The organism is Paenibacillus maysiensis (assembly GCF_000520815.1).
Classification (GTDB): domain Bacteria; phylum Bacillota; class Bacilli; order Paenibacillales; family Paenibacillaceae; genus Paenibacillus; species Paenibacillus maysiensis.
Genome location: NZ_ASRY01000313.1, coordinates 26,355 through 44,671, shown reverse-complemented (window position 1 = coordinate 44,671; position 18,317 = coordinate 26,355). Strand labels below are relative to the sequence as shown.

The window sequence follows — 18,317 nt, the reverse complement described above, 5'->3', positions numbered from 1 at the left end:
ACAGATAAACCACGCTTAATAGATGCAGATAAGCTGTTAGCATGGATGAGCGGCGCTTATGAAACCAATTCAACAAATTCATACGAAAAGGGAAAAGAACACATGCATGCGATGGTAGATTCTCTTATTAGCCAATCGTATTTTGATCCAGACCCACCACAGCAGCCAGATATACAGGTAGGTGAACTTAACTGGGCGGAGGTTTCCAGAGGTTTGTACAATGATTTTGTCGCAGCACAATCCCTTATACAACAAAAGGATGCAGAGATAGCCAGACTAAAGAAGTCTATAGAGGGACTGAGATTGCTTCACAAGGCAACTAGGACTCCTCAGGAGAACACCCCATGATAAGAGCCTATACCACTATATTAGCTGCTGTACTGTTGTTTATAGGAGTTGTAAGTATAGATCGGTATTTCCTTATAGAGCAGATAGAGCACAACACATTGAATAGGGAGAGTGGGTTATGAGTGACGCTATACGTCCTTCTCACTACGATGTAGGAGTCGAAGGTGAAGTAGAGTGCCTTGCTGCTATAAAGACCGCTACAAAGGGACTGAGTGGCTTAGAAGCTTATATCACAGGTGCATGCATTAAATACTTGTGGCGATGGAAGCGGAAGAATGGAGTAGAGGACCTGCGAAAGACGGTTGAATACATTGAACGGCTCATACAAGACTTGGAGGAAAGTGAAGATGGCAGCAAAAAACGATTACACACTACTGAAGATTGACCTCGCCCACGCGATTGAGAAACGGGACGAGGCTGAAAAATACAACAATTACGGAGATGTCATGCACTACGAATGGCAGATAGACCGCATCAAGCAAAAGATGGATCGGTTAGAGCAAAGAGGGGCTTAGTCCTCGTCTGGTACGTACTCCAATAGATCACCAATACCGATTTCAAAATAGGCGCAGAGTGCTTCAATAGTTGAATAGTCAATACGGATGTTAGTCCCATCGTATAGGCGACCCAAAGCCGGGGCACTCACGCCAGTTTCCTTAGCTAATTTGTTTATACTTCTAATTTTTTTACCCGCCATAAGCATTGGCAAATTACTTTTAATCATCACTTATCACCTATTCCTATCATACGTATAGTAGGCGATAAGTAAACGGTATAAACTAAAATATAACGATAACGTTACAAAATAAACGATAACGTGTTATAATGACGTCAATGAGACTTGAAGGAGTGAATGATAATGGCAGAATACACCAAGACAAAAAATATTCCCTACCGTCTCGATCCGCAGGAACACAAAAGGTTGAAATTATTCTGCGTAGAGCACGGAATACCGATGCAGCAATTTTTGGATAAGGCAGTTAATGAGTACATGAAAAAATGGTCGTGTCACTCAGGTAATCAAGACAAACAAGCGATGTAGGTGGTGATTACATGTCCAGTCATTTGGATGCACCGTTTACACGGATAACTAATGAAATACTTGAGGAAATAGCAAAACGGAAATTCAACGGTACTCAATATGGAATCATCATATCTATCTTAAGGAACACCTATGGGTTTCAAAGGAAAAGTCATGGTATGTCACTCTCGTTCATAGCTGAGGCGACGGATACAAAAAAAGCTCAAGTAAAACGTGAGTTAGACAAGCTCATTGAAATGAAGGTGATAAAGGTTTACGCCGAAGGAACTTACACAACCAGCCGAGAGATTGGATTCAATAAAAATTTCAGTGAGTGGCAAATAGATGACAGTACCCTAAATAGAGTACACCCTAAAAAGAGTACTGTACCCGAATCAGAGTATGGGGAGTACCCTAATCAGAGTACGGGGGGAGTACCCGGATTAGGGTACCAAGAAAGAAAGTCTTTTAAAGAAAATCTTAAAGAAATATCTACTACTACACATGAGTCGGAAAAAATGGCTCTAGGCGATGTATACACCAAAGTCTGTGGAACCTTTGTCATGCCAGAACTCTTTAGACAGTTTTTCAAAGAGGTCAGACAAAAAGGTTACGACGAGTCATTTTGCAAAGAACTGTTGTTAGAGGCTTCTGAGTCTGCTGATAACGGGAAAGTGAACGTCAAGTTCCTTAAATCAATTAGTGAACGCTGGATGAAGGAAGGGATACATTCGCGTCAGCAATCAAGAGAAATGAGAGCAGGGGGGAATCAATATGCAGAGCATAAAGTCCGCGGTGAAAGAGTTCAATCTGGAGGACATCAAAAAGAGAGCGAGTTTGCTTACCTTGACCTCCAAAACCGAACCGGAACCCAAGGATAAATACCGTTGCCAAAAATGCAAAGATGAAGAAGGGTTCTTGGTACGTGTTAAAACCGGAGACGGCCCATTTGATTACCGGGACGACTGGCGAGATTGCGAGTGCAAAAAGGAAAGGGTGGCAGAACGGATGATGAAGTCCAGCCGGATCACACCGGAGTTTCAGAAGAAGACTTTCGGCAACTTTGTACAGGATGGCAGACCGCATCCGGTTGTGGAAGCCTACAACGCGGCGTACAACTGCGTTAGGGATTTGGACTACCAAGGAGTACCCAACAGCAGTATCGCCCTCCTTGGACGTCCTGGGTGCGGTAAAACGCATTTGCTTATGGCGATATCTAATAATCTCTTAGCCAAAGGGACACAGGTACTATATTTCCCTTTTGTCGAGGGTTTCAACGAGATTAAAGCCAATCTGGACACGCTGGAGCAACGCATACACAAAATGCAGCAGGCAGACGTGCTTTATATAGACGATTTGTTTAAGGGCCGGGAGGAGCCCACGGATTTTGTAATTGAGCAAATGTTCGCCATCATCAATTATCGCTACCTTGAACGTAAGCCAATCCTTATCAGCTCTGAAAAAACAATAGCTGGCTTATGCGAGATTGACGAGGGTATAGGCAGCCGAATTAACGAGATGTGCCGCGAATACTTAGTGGTGCTAAAAGGCGGAATAGAACTGAATTACCGATTGCGTGACGGACTCCAATAAGAAGGGAAGAAGATACAGATGGGTCATTACACACTGATAGAGAAATCTACAGGACGAAAGATGGGATGTGCCTGCGGGAAGCTCCCTGATAAGGTACTGGAAAAGTTAAATGCTCGGATGGAAGAAAGTAACGCAGAAGATTGCGAAGAATGCGAGAGTGATCGGTTATGAATCGTGATGAAGTGATAGCTAAATGGAATTGGATGAATCCACAGGAACGGAATATATGGGTCGCTGTTAAAGTGATGGGCAAAAAGAAAAGCCCTATAAATTATGGATGGATAAGTTCGGAAGGCTTCGACCATTATCCAAAAGATTATTCGACGGGCATGGGTGCAGCATGGGAAGTGATAGAGCACATGAAGAAACAGATATTCTCTAAACGTAGAAGATATTTAATTGAACTACAGCAATTGACGGTATTTGGAGAAGGGCATGTAATCGCGTGGCCCGATCTGATATGGCATATGACACCAGAACGTATCTGTTTAGCAGCTCTAATAGCTACCCAAGGAAAGGAGATAGAGGAATGATCCAATGGATCAAACGTCTGATCTGTAGATACAGGGGTCATAAGTGGGAGACATATACAGTCAGCACAGGTTACGGGAGCAATGAAATAGAGCAAGCAGGCTATTGTGTTCGGTGTGGTTTGGACACTCATGGAGAATATCAGTGATGGAGGGGATAGAGGAATGAATGACAGAGTGAGAACCCTGAACGACTTGATTGAAGTATTGATTAAAGAACGTGATATATATGGTGGCGACATAAAGGTGGAAGTTGCCCGTGAAAGACATGGGGAGGTTGATTGTGAACCGATAGGTGGTGTTTGTGTTCTTGGCGATACGGTGTCTATTTACGGTATATGGTCTGATATATAATTCAGCCCCTAAAGGGCAAGGAGAGGATACAAATGAGTAGACCCATCAAATTCAGAGCGTGGGACGTGTTCGCAAAGGAAATGGACTATGAGGTGACTATTGATCCAGACGGCAAGGTGGCGGCATTCAATCCACTTGATGGGCAATATGTACGCGGCTTCTCGGACGACGAAAAAGTGCTCATGCAATATACCGGGCTACAAGACCGTAACGGTAAAGAGATATACGAGGGAGATGTTATTCCACCAGATTACGCACTTAAGCAAAATGAAGTCGCAATCATCTGTTATGACTCAAACCAAGCGAGGTTTAAGAAAGTGCCCCTCAGTTTGTACAAGGCAAATGCAGGTAACGGAGGATGGACAGGGTTTGAGGTAACTCGACATTGCTCAATCATTGGCAACATCTATGAAAACCCATCACTACTGGAGGATACCCCATGAAAGAGGACTGGGAGATTGAAAGAAAATATTTGATAGATCACCTACGTAGACTTGAGCAAAATTGGGAGCATAGTGACAGGGTAGCTGAAAGAGAATCATCTCGACACTTCCAGACGATAGCAGATGAACTGGAAAGTGGTGACATGTTGAGGAATGCACTATTCCTGCGGAGACTAGCAAAGGGAGAGGATACCCCATGAATCCAATAGACGACTACGACTACTTAGATAAGGATCTTGAAGGCTCCCTACGTATAGCTAGAGCAGAGTTAGAGTGGGAGAAAGCACAGGAGGATGAGGCAGCATGATTAAAAAATATTATCGTACAGGCGGAGAAATTAGGGAACAGAAGCAGGTAAAGAAAAAGAGAGGGCCACGGGCACCGCGCATGATTGGATATGATGCACCATGTGTTGAGCCTGACAGACTCATAGCAAGCCTATACGAGCCGTTAGACCCTGAGATAAGCGAATATATTAGGCATCAAGCAAATGCAGGCGTACCACGCTCTCAAATCGCTAAAAAGCTTGGTATACCTAAAACGAGGGTAGTTCACGAACTGGACAAGACCAAAAAGTCAGAGCATGGAGGTGCAGCATGATAGCATGTTGGATCAACCACAAAGACGGATATACCCTTATGGACGATTCTGGGACTCGTATAGGCGTGATAAAGGTGATAGACAACCGAATACTAGGGCAAAAGTTAAAAGGTCTATACGAGCCTGCTACGTGGTTTAAAACGGATGTCCATAGATTCATAGGTAAACCACCGGATAAACAAATAGGAGCCTAACGATGGACTTAATAGCGGCGTTATTGATTTACGCAATTGTGATGATCGCCATACGTAAATATTTGAGATAGTCAAGTGACATCCACATACGAAATGTTGTGTAATAGTGCGAAAAATGTACTATAACGGCACTATATATGGTATAATCATAGTATAGAGATGAAAATAATCGGATAACGAGGTGTGTATAGGTGGACAAACAACAACAGCTAGAAAATTTGCGGTATGAATTACGGACGGAACAGCAAAAACTTGCAGCAGCTGACCAAAATAAGGTGGCAGTGCTTACTCAACATATTACAGATTTGGAACAAGATATTGAGCAGGATGCCCGACTAGCTGAATATAGCCAGCGAGAAGAAGAAGCGCATGCTGAAATTGCTTATATACTGGACGGGCTTGAGGTAGATGGCATGAAAATGCGTCAGCTTTGCAGTAATGAGGGTGCTTACCAAGTCCTTAGAATTGCAGTGCAAGAAATGATGTCTGATCGTGATACAAAATACCTTGAGGAACTCAAACGTACACAGGAAGATGCAGGATCGCTAAAGAAAGAGCGAGATGATCTGCAAAAGCAATATGACGATCTGTATGAAAAAACGGATGGACTTAAAAAGGAATTGCAAGCAGCGCAAGAAGAAATTACGGATCTTGGACAGAAACGGGATGCGGCAGCGCAAGAAATTGCACGTTTGAACAGTCATATTGATGACCTACGCGCGGAGGCTGCTATTGGTGCATCTGCTGCAACAAAGGTGATAAGTAGTAATACATCTGCTGCACTGGCAGAAGCAGTTAGGGCGTATAAAGATGCATTGCCAGCCATTTACGATGTGGAGCAAGTAGACAATAAGGGATCATTGTTTAAAGCTAAGTTGGCAGAAACAGCCGAAGAAATTACTTTTGGTTGGTTAGACAAAGGTAAATATCGGGAGGTGACCGCTGAAGAAGCGGATCAGTTTCGAAGAGCAGCCGAAGAACAAAAACGTGCTAATGAGGATCTGGCACAATCTGGCGGTGTGGAAGAGGCAGACGTCGTAGAACTGCCTACGCAGTTTCAAACGCAAGAGGATGCAGACAGACTGGTTAAAGGGGACGCTGGTCAGCAAGTGGCAGGAAAGACAATTGAGGAAAGAGTCGCGGCGTTAGAAGCAATGGTATTTGGTAAAGGAGAGGTGGCCTAACGGCTGCCTTTTCCTCACATGCTTGAGCGAGATAAAAGCGTGATGCAGCATTATAGGCTTAATCATCCAGGAATAGAACATCCATACGCGGTGATGATTGACTTAAAGGACGAAGAGGCGACAGGTTCATTGCTGGTCTACTTCGATTTTTATAGACAAGGTTGGAGTATCGGACGTTGGACAAAGCCATCATTTCACTTATACGAAGAATACAAACTGCATGATGGGTACAGAGAGGTTGCTTTTGTGCCATTAGTAGAGCTAAAGGAGGGATATTGATGGACAAGGAAAAAGTCATTAAAATGCTTACAAACTACAGGTCATATGAATTCGCTGTGAGGAATATGGATTCAGGTGCCAGTTCATCAGGACCATTGATGCCAATAAACATGAAAAATCACAGGCTAATGAGGGCGGGCGATTGGGATTATAGACGATACTCGTTGATTGTTAAAATGATCAAAGGCGCAGTCGATGAAGTATTATCCGATAACGAACGAACTGTAATCACTCGAAAATATCTGGATCAAAATAAGAAGTCTATCAAGCAAATAGCACATGAACTGCATCGGGATCGTGGTACGGTAACCTCTTGGCATACATCAGCATTAAAACAGCTGATAAACGCCTTGAGCCCGTTGGACGAAGAATTTGAACATATTGAAAACTGCGACCACATGTACGATAGGGACGGACACTTTCAATATCCCGCATAAAACCCGCATAAATCCAGCATATTATTCCCACAAAACCCGCACGGGAGCGGATATAATAATAGTATAGGAAATATGCGATGGGCAACGGTAGCTAAATGCGCAGTCGCTGTCCACGCTGTTTCTTCAAATGATATCTGTACAGAGAGGGTAACGGGTAACCGTTGCTCTTTTTGTGTAAAAATTTATTTCTAAACCCTATTGACGTATGTGCGACAATGAGTTATATTTATATCAACAAGTCGTACATACGACACCAACAAGCCAGATAGACTGGATGAGGTGAAAGGGGATATGGTTATGAAAGCATGGACCGTAAAATTTAATTCTTACAACCAGAGAGATTATTGCGAGACTGTGTCTGGTAAGGACGAAAAGGAAGCGCGGAAAAATGCCATGAAAATTGTTAATCGGCATGATGACCGTGACACCATAGCTTGGATCAAAGAAGATGTTGAAGCAAATCGGTGGTAACAATGAGAAAAAACTAACACCGCTGGACTGTGTAACAACCGTAAAAGGATACGCTGAAAGAACAGGCAAAAACATTCGGACAGTCCAGCGTATGTGCGAAGACGGAAGGTTGAAGGCGAAATTTGAGCATGGTGTATGGCTAATTGAATATAAACCGGAAGAGTAGCGACTATGCTGCTCTTTTTTATTTTGATATGACACATACAGGATTATAGCGGTTCGATTCCGCTGTGTGTCTTAATAGATCGGAGGTGGTAAGGATGGCAGGACGACCGAGTAAATACGAATCACACGTACAACCTAAACTCCTGCTAATTGAGGCTTGGGCAAGGGACGGATTAACTGAGGCTGATATATGCAAGAATCTTGATGTTGGCAAGGATGCATTCATATCTTATAAGAAAGAATATCCCGAATTGGTAGAAGCCTTAAAAAACGGTAAGGAAGTCATTGATGTTATGGTTGAGAATGCTTTGCTGAAAGCTGCTCTCGGTTACGAATATGTAGAGGATGGTGTAGGCAAAGACGGTGTATATAGCTTGACGAAATACGCTCATCCTAACACAACGGCACTTATCTTTTGGTTAAAGAACCGCAAACCGAAGTCCTGGAGAGATAAACAAGAAATAGGTTTGGATGGGGACCTGAACATAAAAGTAGCGCTGCCGAAAGGGTTTGGTGTCGATGCCGACGATTAACATCGATTTAACCGAGTTGCCGAACCTGACGAACGACACGTTCTATCCACTCTACGGCAACAAGGATAGATACTTGGTATTGATGGGCGGCGGCGGTTCGGGTAAGTCGGTGTTTACGGCTCAGAAGATCATCCTGCGGCTGCTGACTGAACAAAAGCATCGTATCCTTGTATTGCGTAAGGTAGCCAAAACATTGCGTGAGTCGGTGTTTATGGAGCTTAAGAACGCTATATACCGATGGGGATTGGAAAGGCTGTTTAAGATTCCGAAGGGGACCAGCTCAGAACTTCATATCAGTTGTATCAATGGCAATGAAATATTGTTTGCTGGTCTGGATGACGTTGAGAAGCTTAAGTCCATTTCTGGTGTTACGAGCGTATGGATGGAAGAAGCTAGTGAGTGCTCACCCGAGGACTTTAGGCAACTTGATATACGGCTACGTGGACGTACAGTCAACTACAAGCAAATGATGATCACGTTTAACCCGATTGACATTAATCACTGGCTTAAGAGGGAATTCTTCGATAACCCGAAGCCGAACGCCACAACGATCCATAGCACATACAAGAACAATAAGTTTCTGGATGACGAGGCTATTAAGGTGTTGGAGGCATTTAAAGAGACTGACCCATATTTTTATCAGGTGTATGCGCTTGGTGAATGGGGAGTGCTTGGTAAAACAATATTCAACGCTCAGAAAGTCAGTGAGCGTATATCATACCTTCGTGTCCATGATCCCGTGGTACAACGTGGGTATTTTATTTATCAGAAAGATGTAGCGGATAAGATCATCGACAGCACTATCAAGTGGATTGAGGATGACAGTGGATATATAAATATCTTTGAACGTCCGCGTTCTCACATTCCTTATGTAGTTGGTGGTGATACGGCTGGAGATGGATCGGATAACTTTACGGGTCAGATAATCAACAATGTGACTGGTAATCAAGCAGCACGGTACAAGAACCAGTTTGACGAGGATTTGTATGCTGAGCAGATGTATTGTCTTGGTAAACATTACAACAACGCGCTAATGAGTATTGAAACTAACTTCAGCAGCCATCCTGTCAAGGTGTTGACTCGCTTGGACTATCGTAATCAGTATGTCAGAGAGCGCGAGGACACGTTTACTGGATCGATAACTAAAGCGTATGGATTCCGCACTGACAAACTCACCCGGCCTTCTGCCATTGCTGAACTGGTACGTGTTGTACGTGAGTCAGTACACCTCATTAACGACTTGGACACACTCAATGAGATGCTAACCTTTGTCCGTAATGAGAAGGGTAAGCCAGTGGCGCAGGAAGGCGCACACGATGACTTGGTTATGGCGCTGGCTATTGCTTACTACAGCCGTGGGCAACAGGACGATAAAGCGTTCGAAAGAATGGTAGAGGAAAAACCAACGCCATTCCCGTTCCGATCAGACGATGAAATGAATGCAGGAGGTGACTACTTAGGATGGTAGAGTGGCCGGAAGAATTTAAAAAGTGGGTTCATGAAAAATATGATAAAGAATTTTTAGCGTGGGCCAGGGTACAAACGTTGGATGATGTAGAATTTGAAGAATGCAAAGAACTAATTTTTGAGAACTCAAAAGAATCTTTGGGAAAACAAGGTATAGATATATCAAAAATAAAACTAGAGTGGGTGTTTATGCCGTCCCCATATAGCCTTGCAGACCCGTTAGACCAGAGTTTAATGGTATGCCTAAAGCAGGAGGTGCCATCAAATGGATGAAGCTATCAAACTAGGCGACCTACTCAAGCTACCTGACTTGGAAGAAGAAACAAAGCAGCTCATTAACGCCAAACTACGTGAGTTGATAGGTGAGGTCAAACCGCCTGTACCGCTGACAGAAGCACAGCAACAGGGCATGATTAGCCTGATGCAAGAGTATCTACATGGCCCTGCGAAGAAAGAAGGTGAATAAGCATGCAGCAGACGGTTGATAAGTTGGCTGGAGAACTGGAGAAGCAATATAAAGATGGCCTGTCCTATTTCCGTAGGATGGGCTTTCTTGATAAATGGCCTGAGTATGAGAGGTTCAAAGCGTCTGACCAATGGCCTGCTGCTACACAGCGGACTAAACATCTACCACGTCCGGTATTCAACGTCATTAAGATGATTGAGACGCACAAGGTTGCAAACGTCATGAGTGAGCAAATTAAAATGATCTTCTCTCTCGAAGAAGTTGACGACCAGCAACCGGAGCAGGAAGACGATCCAGGAGAACTGTTCAGCCGTAACAGCGAGGCTACATGGGAGCGTATCAAGCAGGATGAGCTTAACGAGGAAGCGCTGGACATAGCAGCCAATACTGGTACGACTATCTGGCATTACTACTGGGACAACAGCATTAAGGGTGGAAATAAGTATCCCTACATTGGAGAAATGGAAGGTGAGGTCCTTGATCCAATCAATGTGTTCTTCGGCAATCCGCAACAGAGAAATGTACAGAAGCAACCATACATCCTCATTAACAGTCGTGAAATGGTTGAAAGTGTCAGAGAATACGCCAAAGCCAACGGTGTTACTGACCTTATGGCAAAGCAGATCAAGCCTGACAAGGAAACTCAGGATCAAGGGTATGACATGGCCAGAGTGGAGTTAAATGACAGCAATAAGGTGACTGTATTAACTCGTTATTGGCGAGAAAAAGGACAGGTCATGTTCTGCAAGGTTGTCTCTGGTGTAACCATTAAGAAGCCAACTTCCACAGGGTTATCCCTTTACCCTATCGTGGTGATGCAGTGGGATAGACGTAAGAAGTCCATACACGGCATAGGAGACACAGAAGGGCTTATCCCTAACCAGAAGGCTATCAATACATTGGTAGCTATGCAGATACTGTCTGTGCAGCTTACAGGCTGGCCTAAGCTGGTGTACAAGTCAGGAGCTATCAACCCAAGTAAAGTGACTAACGCACCGGGTGAGATGATAGAGGACAATTCTCCTCCTGGCAATGGTGGAGTGAGTTACCTTAATCCGGGTCCAATCAGTGCTAATGCCGCCAACTTGGTTGAATCCATTATGGCTTTCACTCGGCAAATGACCGGAGCGGACGAGGCAGCGACTGGATCAGCACCCAGCGCAGACCTTAACGCTACGGCTATTATGCTGCTACAAAAGGCTGCTGCAATCCCTATCGAGTCTATCAAACGTCGCTTTTACAGGGCTATAGAGGATATCGGTAGGGTGTGGGAAGACTTCTGGAAGGTCAAGTACAATCTACCGCGTCAGGTCTTGCTAAAAGACGATGAAGGCGACGATTACGCCACTATGTTCAACGGGTCTCAGTATCAAGATGTGGGCTTTACCCTTAAAATCGACGTGGGTCCATCATCTACCTATTCCGAGTCACTCGTTGTATCTGGCCTTGAGAACGCGCTGGGTGCTGGTCACATCACATACGAGCAGTATTTGAAGTATATGCCTAAAAATACGGTACCTTATCGGGACCGTCTCATGAAGGAAATGGACGAGAAGAAAGGCATTATCGGCATGATGGAACAGATTGTCGAGCAAATGTCACCGGAGGAAAGAGCGCAGTTTGACACGCTTACTCCAGAGCAACAGGTTATGACGCTGCTTAATGTGGTTGCTCCACAGCAGCCAGCACCAGAACAAATGATGGGACAAGCACCGCAAGCGGCACCAATGCAACAACCAATGCCAATAGGCATGTAATACGGGCTTCTGCTGAGACTGCGGAGGCCCTTTCTATATACAAAATCGGGCGTTGAATCGTTATGGTCGCCGCATAACAAGGAGGAATTAGCGTGGAAGATCAATTGGAAGTGCAAGATACGGGCGTTGAAGAAGCATCTGCCGCCGAGATGCAGCAAGAAACAGGTCAAGAATCACTACAATCCGAGCAAGTAGATGCAAATACGGGCGTTGAAGAGTCTGAGGTCGCCGCTCAGAACGATGAAAAAGGGTTTGCTAATGCTTTGAAGGCTCGTGAAGAACAGATTAGAGCCAAACTTGAGCAGGAATATGGAACTAAGGCTAAAGAGGCTGAAAAGTACCAACAAATGCTTGATCGAACAGCTAAATATTACGGTTTCGATAACCACGATGATTACATGGCCGCGCTGGAACAGGCCGAGATGGAAAAACGCATACAGCAAGAGGCCGAGCAGTTGGGTGTAGACGAGGAAGTTATACGCAACCACTTGCAACCTCTTAACCAGAAGGTGAGCGAGTATGAACGACAACTCAATGAGCTTCGAGAAGCCGACGCATTACGTCAGGTGGAGGCTCAGATTGCCGCAATGGAAAATGATGCAACTCAATACCCTGACTTTGGTAAGTACAAAAACGATGTTATTAATCTTGCCGCTACTAATGGGTATCCGTTGGATGTCGCTTATAAGCTCCATACATATGACGAGCGAGTGAACACGGCGAAAACCCAAGCGGAGCAAGAGGCAATACGAAAACTACAACAAAACGCGGACAGTTCCACAGGCTCACTCGGTGCTGATGCGCCAGATCAGAAGGGCGGATACCTCGGTATGACCCAAGCTGAGCGTAAAGCATTTAGGGACAGCAGGCGTGGACGCGTAATCTAAGGAGATGACCAGACATGGCAACACAAGTACAAGGTTATAACGCAACAGTTGGGGTAAATGCCCTTACAGCAGAACAAGCAGAGTTTTACCAAGACGAATTGCTCGAACGTTTAATCCCAGAACTACAATGGACAAAATTCGGAGATAAAAATAAGAACATTCCTAAGCGTAAGGGTGCTACAACAAGCTTCCGCCGTCTTAACTCTTTGGCTGTTAACACTACAGCATTGACCGAGGGGGTAACTCCTGATGGCGTTAACCTCGACATTGTGAAGATCACTGCAACTATTCAAGAGTACGGTTCATGGACTAAGATCTCTGATTTCATTGATATGACCGGACTTGATCCACTACTGCAAGAAACATCAGGTCTGATGGGCGAGAATGCAGGTGAATCCATTGATATCATCGTCCGTGACGTGGTAGCAGCTGGTACAAACGTATTCTACGCAAATGGTAAAGCATCACGTAGTACGTTGTTGCCAGCGGATAAGATCACTGCATTAGATATCTTGAAAGTTCGTCGTACCATGAAACGAAATAAGGTTAAGCCTATCCGATTGCCGAATGGAGGTACTGGCTATGTCGCTCTGGTTCACCCTGACGTGGCGCTGGATATTATGCAGATGCAGGAGTGGAAGGATCAGAATACCTATGTAGACACCAAAAACCGCGAAGAAGGTATGCTGGGCAAAATGTACGGCATCTACTTCATGGAAGTGGACAACGGCGTTAAATACGCCTCTGGTTCTGCTGGTGCTCCTGCTGCCAATGACGCATACGCAACTATCTTCCTTGGTCGCGGCGCTTATGGCCTGCCAGACATCGAGGGCAGTATGAAACCTGAAATCATTGTTCATCCCGCTGGTAGCGGCGGCGTAGCTGACCCGTTGAATCAGTTCAATACTGTAGCTTGGAAATGTGCTTTTGCTGCTGTACGACTGCAAGAACTGGCTATCGTACGGTACGAATCTGGCGCAACAGTTTAATACACGGAGCCTTCGGGCTCCTTTTAATTTGAGGAGGAAACAACATGGCAACGAAAGACACTGAAAAAACACCCGAACAAATGCAGATGGAAGAGAAGGCCTTGGAACGTCAAGCTGCTGAAGCTGAAAAAAGTGTGCTGGAACAACTTAAGGCAATGCCAAAAGTTAAAATTATGATCCCTGATGATCCAGCTAACCCGAATGATAAGGTGGTTCCTATCGGATTTAATGGCGTAGTGTACACGGTGCCTCGTGGTAAGTCCGTTGAAGTACCTGAAGCCATTGCAGAAATCTATCAATACAGCTACGAAATGACCCGAGAGGTTAACCAACGCATCGAGAATAGCACCAAAACGGAAATAAAAGGTATGTAATAAGGCCCCGCAGGGGGCTTTTTGTTTATGTGAGGGGTGAGGATGTGAAAATACAAGAAATACTGGATGAAATTGCAGAGAAATACCCACATAGCCTGTCCAATGATAGTGTAATCCGTAAGATAAACATGGTCCAAAACGAACTGTTTAGAACAACATTCAGGGAAACCGTGATGACTGGATACGATATCATTGAGGGTGTTTTCGCCTATCAGTTGCCTTGTGCCAGATCCAATGTAATAGATGTACTGGTTAATGATCAGGAATATCTATACCAGGACATCAAGAAAGAATCGAACGCACCTTTTTACTATTTTACTGAACTCGACGAACTTGGTGTGTATCCTACCCCGGAAGAGGACAGTGAAGGCGGGCTCGTTATTTTTTATAATCGAGAACCTAAGCAGTTAAAGTCTACAGAATTAAACGCTTTCCCGGATTTGGACAAAGACTTTCACTCACTCTTAATATATGGGTCCTTAGTGCATATAGCAGAAAGTTTTAACGATGTGGCGATGGTTAACAATTTCACGTCTAAATATAACGGATATCTACAAGAATTCAATAAGGTTAACGACGAGACCCCGGATTACCCTATTATTGAAGATATTATGGGGGTGTTGCAATGAGCCAAGCCAGTCAATTGATAGCTAGTCAATATCGGAATGCTGAGTTGATAAAACGCGGATTTGGTGAAGCTTTTTATATTGTGACTGCCTATGGAATTTATCCCGATGGCACAGATGTGACTAATCAGTTACAAGCGCTTGTCAATCTCGCTAACTCAGAAGGCAGAACTGCTATATATTTTCCGCACGGTGATTATGTTGTTACCTATATTAACAATGACGGTGCCATAAACTATTTTGGGGATAATGCCAAGTTCGTCGGAGGCTACAATAAGCGAATTAATCAAGTTGGATATGGACCCGAGGATTCCGTATTTATAAATGTAAGGGATTATGGAGCGGTGTCTGATGGTGTGACTGATAACACCACAAGTATTCAGGCCGCTATTGATGCTGCGTATTCTTTGGGCGGCGGTATAGTAGTTATACCAGCTAAAACGTTATATACGGAAAACTTACTAGTTAATAAGCAACACGTAATTATCAATGACAATTCTTCCGGGAATATAAATATTAACAATTACGTTGCAACCCCTGACCCGACTATGGTCATCCGAAGAGTGGCTAATTTTACGGGGGGGACGCCAGGGTATACCAACACAGCTTTAACAGCTTATAGTACCGTAGGTAAAGATGTAACATCTTACGAATGGGGTATCTTAAGCGCGATGTATAACTCGGCAACAGCCGGAGAAAACACCTCGGTCTATGGTAAGGCTAGTAAAATGTCCACCGGTCCGACATTTGCAGGTGTTTTCGAGGCCAGAGACACCACAAATACAAACACAGCTGGCGCACTCGTAGGACTGGAAATTGATATTTTTTGTAACGGTGCTGATACAGGTTCTAGAGTTGGGATTGATGTTGTGGCAGGCAAAGGCACAGATTCCGGTTCAACTGGAATAGCATCAATCGGATTGCGTATTGGTCCCCAAAACGGCGACACCAGTAAGGGGCGTTTCAGCAAAGGTATATACACATTCGGAACAATGAACACAGTATTCGAACTTGACGGAACTAGCACGAGAGGTTTAAGTTTCCCGGGCAGTTTTGTAATAGGATTAGACCTTTCAGCGGCCACAATTACTGGCGAAGCAATACGTCTGGGTGCTAATCAAAAAATATCGTTTGAAGGCACTGGAAGTATTTATATGCGATATAATTCGACCAACGGCTATATTGAATTTTATCGAGGTGGTAATCGTTTCGGATATATCGACACAAACGGGGCAGATCACGCCTTATAGGAGAGTGAAGTTATGGAATTGGAGAATGCTGAATTAAGACTTGAATTGAACCGTGAAAGACAAAGGTTACTCCAAACACAATTACTATTATTGCAGCATGAAGAAGCTTCACTGGCAGAGGAGGTTTTACGATTAACTCCTCAAGATTATTCCGGCCATCCATATATGCCGACTGCCGATGGTGAAACAAAGGGGGAATGATCCTATGGATTTCTGGCCTTCAGCACCGCAAAAAACAAAAACAGCCGTCATGACACTGGCGGAAGGTATTAACCAATCTGTAGAATCCATTGAGATTAAGGACGGACAAGCGACATCGTCCCTCAATATGGATTCTTTTTTATATCCAACCCTTCAAGTCACTGATGGACATAGCCTTGTAACGACGCACACAGGCTATATAAGCTTTCTTTTGAATATCCAAGGGGTAAGGTACTGTGGGAATGGAAAAGGTATATATCGACATGACGGGCTTAATTGGGTGCCTGTATACGAATATACCGACGTGGACAACTCCCGACTTTGGGATGCGGCTTTATTCTTCGATGGCACCAAATTTTACTTTATCAATGGCACTATGCAGATGAGACAATATGATGGATCAACCACTACCACCGTCTCGGGGGCCCCGGAAAACAGTTCCTTTCTTACAACGCATGCAAACCGATTTTATTTGGCAAATAGAAACGACAACCTATTGTCTTATTCTGGACTCAGAGATGCGTTAGATTGGTCATCCACTGATAAGTATGTCGGTACAGGTAAAATAACCGTCGAAACGCAGGATGGCGAGAAACCAACAGGCCTCACTGCCTTTTCAAACCACGTTATTTTGTTCAAAAAGTATACAATGCATAAATTATTCGGCGAGGATTCCACCAACTTCAATATGACGCAGCCCTATGCGGTTGGTTGTATTTCTAATCGCACAATCGTTCGAACCCGGGACTCGTTGTACTGGTTAGGGCCGGATGGATTCTATGACTACTTAGGCGGTGCTGCCCCCACTAAAATCAGTGATCCGATCAAAAACTATATTAGTCAAATCAATATGGTTAATGCTAGGCATTGTTGCGCTGGTACAGATGGAAGGTTTATATACCTATCTCTTGTAACGGGTGCCGCAACCTTGCCTAACGTCACGTTGAAGTACGATTTACAAGGCAGACGTTGGTGGCCTGTGAGCTATGTGGCTACATCTTACTTTTGGGATGGACAAACTATGTTTTTTGGGACAGCGGACGGAAAAGTCATGCAAATGGGCAGCAATACGTTTAACGGATCTCCTATTAACTGGTCTATTGAAACTAAACCATTCAGCGAGAACGACGAGACAGTCAGGAAGACCATTAACCGTCTGTTTGTTGTGGCAGACATAGAACCCGGATCTACACTCAATGTCGCCTATGCTGGAGGCACAGAAGGCGGTACGTGGAATCAGGTGTATACCACCAGCAACGGAACCGGAGCCATTCAAAGTATTCGTATCCCGGTCATTGTTCGTACACCTGAAACATGGTACAGATTAAAGTTGTCCGGTACTGGGAAAGCGAAGATACATCGCATCATACGGGAGGTATCAAAACGTAATGGCTAATGTCGAGTTGCCATCCGTTAACCCTAGCTTAGGGGATATAAGCCAAAGCGGTGTTGACCAGCTGCGCTCGCTGGTTAAACAATTGCACAATGCATCTGTTATGCAGACTGAGGAATTAATGTATATTCTCAATAACTTAGATACGCGAAACGTAAACGAGATTGATGGGGATATCCTTGTTACAGGTACTATTACAGCAGCGAAAATGAATGTCCAAAAGCTTTCTGCCATTGCTGCTGACCTTGGAGCGATAACAGCCGGGGTAATTGATTCAGTAGAGATATACGGCTCATATATCGCAACAAGCCGTGATGAGTTTCCTAAAGTGGAAATGTCTCCAGAGGGATTCAAGGCGTACGGTCCGCAAGGTGGAGAATCTATGTCGTTAGGTCAGGCCGACGATGGTGGTTCGCTGCTGTTTATGGATAATGGGTCACCACGTGGCATGATTTTCGGAGATGCAGAGGGCTTTCATGTAGGTAATATGGGCAGTGTCCATATAAAGAGTACGGATGATAAGACTTATTTTGAGGGGCCGATCAGCTTTGAAAATGTTTTTGGAATAAGTGGTTTGAAAATAGAACACGTACAAGACCTGACACAACAACTCGCAGAAATTAGAGGCAATATTGAAAACAACATGATAACAAACGCCAACTTTGATAATAGTACACGAAATTTAAAACTGTATAGCAAAACAAGAACTGTTGCCACGGTATTTATTCCTGCAAGTGCACCTGAATAATTTAGTT

General features: G+C 44.2%; 28 protein-coding genes and 1 pseudogene. 28 read left to right on the top strand and 1 reads right to left on the bottom strand.

All coding sequences use genetic code 11. The features are described from left to right. The 3 genes and pseudogenes from L696_RS31045 to L696_RS30705 all read left to right on the top strand — a co-directional run. A pseudogene (locus L696_RS31045) lies at window positions 1–348 on the top strand (hypothetical protein); the annotation flags it as partial. A 118-nt stretch (window positions 349–466) separates the two neighbouring features. Continuing rightward, window positions 467–733 carry a DUF3310 domain-containing protein gene (locus L696_RS0124755; protein WP_025686019.1) on the top strand — a complete coding sequence of 89 codons (267 nt, stop codon included), beginning with the start codon at window positions 467–469 and terminating at the stop codon, window positions 731–733. Further along, on the top strand, window positions 696–863 hold the full coding sequence (locus L696_RS30705) for a hypothetical protein (protein ID WP_155985469.1): 168 nt from the start codon (window positions 696–698) through the stop codon (window positions 861–863). The genes L696_RS0124755 and L696_RS30705 overlap by 38 nt, the downstream gene beginning before the upstream one ends. Here L696_RS30705 and L696_RS0124745 read toward each other — a convergent pair. Further along, entirely contained in the window at window positions 860–1,072 is a 213-nt protein-coding gene (locus L696_RS0124745; protein WP_025686018.1) for a helix-turn-helix domain-containing protein, read from the bottom strand. The two genes, L696_RS30705 and L696_RS0124745, sit on opposite strands and share 4 nt — an antisense overlap. A gap of 135 nt (window positions 1,073–1,207) precedes the next feature. On the opposite strand from L696_RS0124745, the gene L696_RS0124740 reads away from it, so the two are divergent. The 25 genes from L696_RS0124740 to L696_RS0124595 all read left to right on the top strand — a co-directional run bounded on the left by L696_RS0124740 (window position 1,208) and on the right by L696_RS0124595 (window position 18,310). Continuing rightward, complete coding sequence (locus L696_RS0124740; protein ID WP_025686017.1) at window positions 1,208–1,390, top strand: hypothetical protein; 183 nt, start codon at window positions 1,208–1,210, stop codon at window positions 1,388–1,390. Between the two features lie 11 nt (window positions 1,391–1,401). Next, entirely contained in the window at window positions 1,402–2,250 is an 849-nt protein-coding gene (locus tag L696_RS0124735) for a replication protein (RefSeq protein ID WP_025686016.1), read from the top strand. Then, on the top strand, window positions 2,144–2,962 hold the full coding sequence (locus L696_RS0124730) for a DnaA ATPase domain-containing protein (protein ID WP_081750792.1): 819 nt from the start codon (window positions 2,144–2,146) through the stop codon (window positions 2,960–2,962). The genes L696_RS0124735 and L696_RS0124730 overlap by 107 nt, the downstream gene beginning before the upstream one ends. Before the next feature lie 167 nt (window positions 2,963–3,129). After that, the gene (locus L696_RS0124720; RefSeq protein WP_025686014.1) at window positions 3,130–3,495 is read left to right on the top strand and encodes a BC1872 family protein; all 366 of its coding nucleotides are present in this window, start codon (window positions 3,130–3,132) and stop codon (window positions 3,493–3,495) included. Window positions 3,496–3,657: 162 nt separating this feature from the next. Further along, window positions 3,658–3,846: a hypothetical protein gene (locus L696_RS0124710; protein WP_025686013.1), complete on the top strand. Its 189-nt coding sequence runs from the start codon at window positions 3,658–3,660 to the stop codon at window positions 3,844–3,846. A 32-nt stretch (window positions 3,847–3,878) separates the two neighbouring features. Next, on the top strand, window positions 3,879–4,289 hold the full coding sequence (locus tag L696_RS0124705) for a YopX family protein (RefSeq protein ID WP_025686012.1): 411 nt from the start codon (window positions 3,879–3,881) through the stop codon (window positions 4,287–4,289). Continuing rightward, complete coding sequence (locus tag L696_RS0124700) at window positions 4,286–4,489, top strand: hypothetical protein (RefSeq protein WP_025686011.1); 204 nt, start codon at window positions 4,286–4,288, stop codon at window positions 4,487–4,489. Before L696_RS0124705 ends, L696_RS0124700 begins: the two co-directional genes overlap by 4 nt. A 103-nt stretch (window positions 4,490–4,592) precedes the next feature. Continuing rightward, window positions 4,593–4,889, top strand: coding sequence for a hypothetical protein (locus L696_RS0124690; RefSeq protein ID WP_025686010.1), 297 nt, complete (start codon window positions 4,593–4,595; stop codon window positions 4,887–4,889). Between the two features lie 385 nt (window positions 4,890–5,274). After that, window positions 5,275–6,267 carry a coiled-coil domain-containing protein gene (locus L696_RS0124680; RefSeq protein ID WP_025686008.1) on the top strand — a complete coding sequence of 331 codons (993 nt, stop codon included), beginning with the start codon at window positions 5,275–5,277 and terminating at the stop codon, window positions 6,265–6,267. Window positions 6,268–6,545: 278 nt separating this feature from the next. Then, window positions 6,546–6,983, top strand: coding sequence for a sigma factor-like helix-turn-helix DNA-binding protein (locus L696_RS0124670; RefSeq protein WP_025686006.1), 438 nt, complete (start codon window positions 6,546–6,548; stop codon window positions 6,981–6,983). Between the two features lie 297 nt (window positions 6,984–7,280). Further along, window positions 7,281–7,454, top strand: coding sequence for a hypothetical protein (locus tag L696_RS29925; RefSeq protein ID WP_162472204.1), 174 nt, complete (start codon window positions 7,281–7,283; stop codon window positions 7,452–7,454). Further along, window positions 7,432–7,620 (top strand): hypothetical protein, encoded by a 189-nt coding sequence (locus L696_RS0124660; protein ID WP_025686005.1) that lies wholly within the window; start codon window positions 7,432–7,434, stop codon window positions 7,618–7,620. Before L696_RS29925 ends, L696_RS0124660 begins: the two co-directional genes overlap by 23 nt. A gap of 94 nt (window positions 7,621–7,714) precedes the next feature. Then, window positions 7,715–8,152 carry a hypothetical protein gene (locus L696_RS0124655; protein ID WP_025686004.1) on the top strand — a complete coding sequence of 146 codons (438 nt, stop codon included), beginning with the start codon at window positions 7,715–7,717 and terminating at the stop codon, window positions 8,150–8,152. Continuing rightward, entirely contained in the window at window positions 8,139–9,620 is a 1,482-nt protein-coding gene (locus L696_RS0124650) for a PBSX family phage terminase large subunit (protein WP_049827517.1), read from the top strand. Before L696_RS0124655 ends, L696_RS0124650 begins: the two co-directional genes overlap by 14 nt. Further along, window positions 9,614–9,892 (top strand): hypothetical protein, encoded by a 279-nt coding sequence (locus tag L696_RS0124645; RefSeq protein ID WP_025686002.1) that lies wholly within the window; start codon window positions 9,614–9,616, stop codon window positions 9,890–9,892. Before L696_RS0124650 ends, L696_RS0124645 begins: the two co-directional genes overlap by 7 nt. Continuing rightward, the gene (locus L696_RS0124640; RefSeq protein WP_025686001.1) at window positions 9,885–10,085 is read left to right on the top strand and encodes a hypothetical protein; all 201 of its coding nucleotides are present in this window, start codon (window positions 9,885–9,887) and stop codon (window positions 10,083–10,085) included. The genes L696_RS0124645 and L696_RS0124640 overlap by 8 nt, the downstream gene beginning before the upstream one ends. 2 nt (window positions 10,086–10,087) lie before the next feature. Further along, on the top strand, window positions 10,088–11,842 hold the full coding sequence (locus L696_RS0124635; RefSeq protein WP_025686000.1) for a portal protein: 1,755 nt from the start codon (window positions 10,088–10,090) through the stop codon (window positions 11,840–11,842). Window positions 11,843–11,934: 92 nt separating this feature from the next. Continuing rightward, window positions 11,935–12,729 carry a hypothetical protein gene (locus tag L696_RS0124630; RefSeq protein WP_025685999.1) on the top strand — a complete coding sequence of 265 codons (795 nt, stop codon included), beginning with the start codon at window positions 11,935–11,937 and terminating at the stop codon, window positions 12,727–12,729. A 14-nt stretch (window positions 12,730–12,743) separates the two neighbouring features. Continuing rightward, entirely contained in the window at window positions 12,744–13,718 is a 975-nt protein-coding gene (locus tag L696_RS0124625) for a N4-gp56 family major capsid protein (RefSeq protein WP_025685998.1), read from the top strand. 44 nt (window positions 13,719–13,762) lie between these two features. Beyond that, window positions 13,763–14,092 carry a hypothetical protein gene (locus L696_RS0124620; protein WP_025685997.1) on the top strand — a complete coding sequence of 110 codons (330 nt, stop codon included), beginning with the start codon at window positions 13,763–13,765 and terminating at the stop codon, window positions 14,090–14,092. Between the two features lie 44 nt (window positions 14,093–14,136). Further along, on the top strand, window positions 14,137–14,721 hold the full coding sequence (locus L696_RS0124615) for a phage adaptor protein (RefSeq protein WP_155985468.1): 585 nt from the start codon (window positions 14,137–14,139) through the stop codon (window positions 14,719–14,721). After that, window positions 14,718–15,968 carry a glycosyl hydrolase family 28-related protein gene (locus L696_RS0124610; RefSeq protein WP_025685995.1) on the top strand — a complete coding sequence of 417 codons (1,251 nt, stop codon included), beginning with the start codon at window positions 14,718–14,720 and terminating at the stop codon, window positions 15,966–15,968. Before L696_RS0124615 ends, L696_RS0124610 begins: the two co-directional genes overlap by 4 nt. Before the next feature lie 12 nt (window positions 15,969–15,980). Next, entirely contained in the window at window positions 15,981–16,169 is a 189-nt protein-coding gene (locus tag L696_RS0124605; RefSeq protein ID WP_025685994.1) for a hypothetical protein, read from the top strand. 4 nt (window positions 16,170–16,173) lie between these two features. Continuing rightward, window positions 16,174–17,565, top strand: coding sequence for a hypothetical protein (locus tag L696_RS0124600; protein ID WP_025685993.1), 1,392 nt, complete (start codon window positions 16,174–16,176; stop codon window positions 17,563–17,565). Next, a complete protein-coding gene (locus L696_RS0124595; protein ID WP_025685992.1) occupies window positions 17,558–18,310 on the top strand; it encodes a hypothetical protein in 753 nt (250 codons plus the stop codon). The genes L696_RS0124600 and L696_RS0124595 overlap by 8 nt, the downstream gene beginning before the upstream one ends. Window positions 18,311–18,317: the final 7 nt, after the last annotated feature.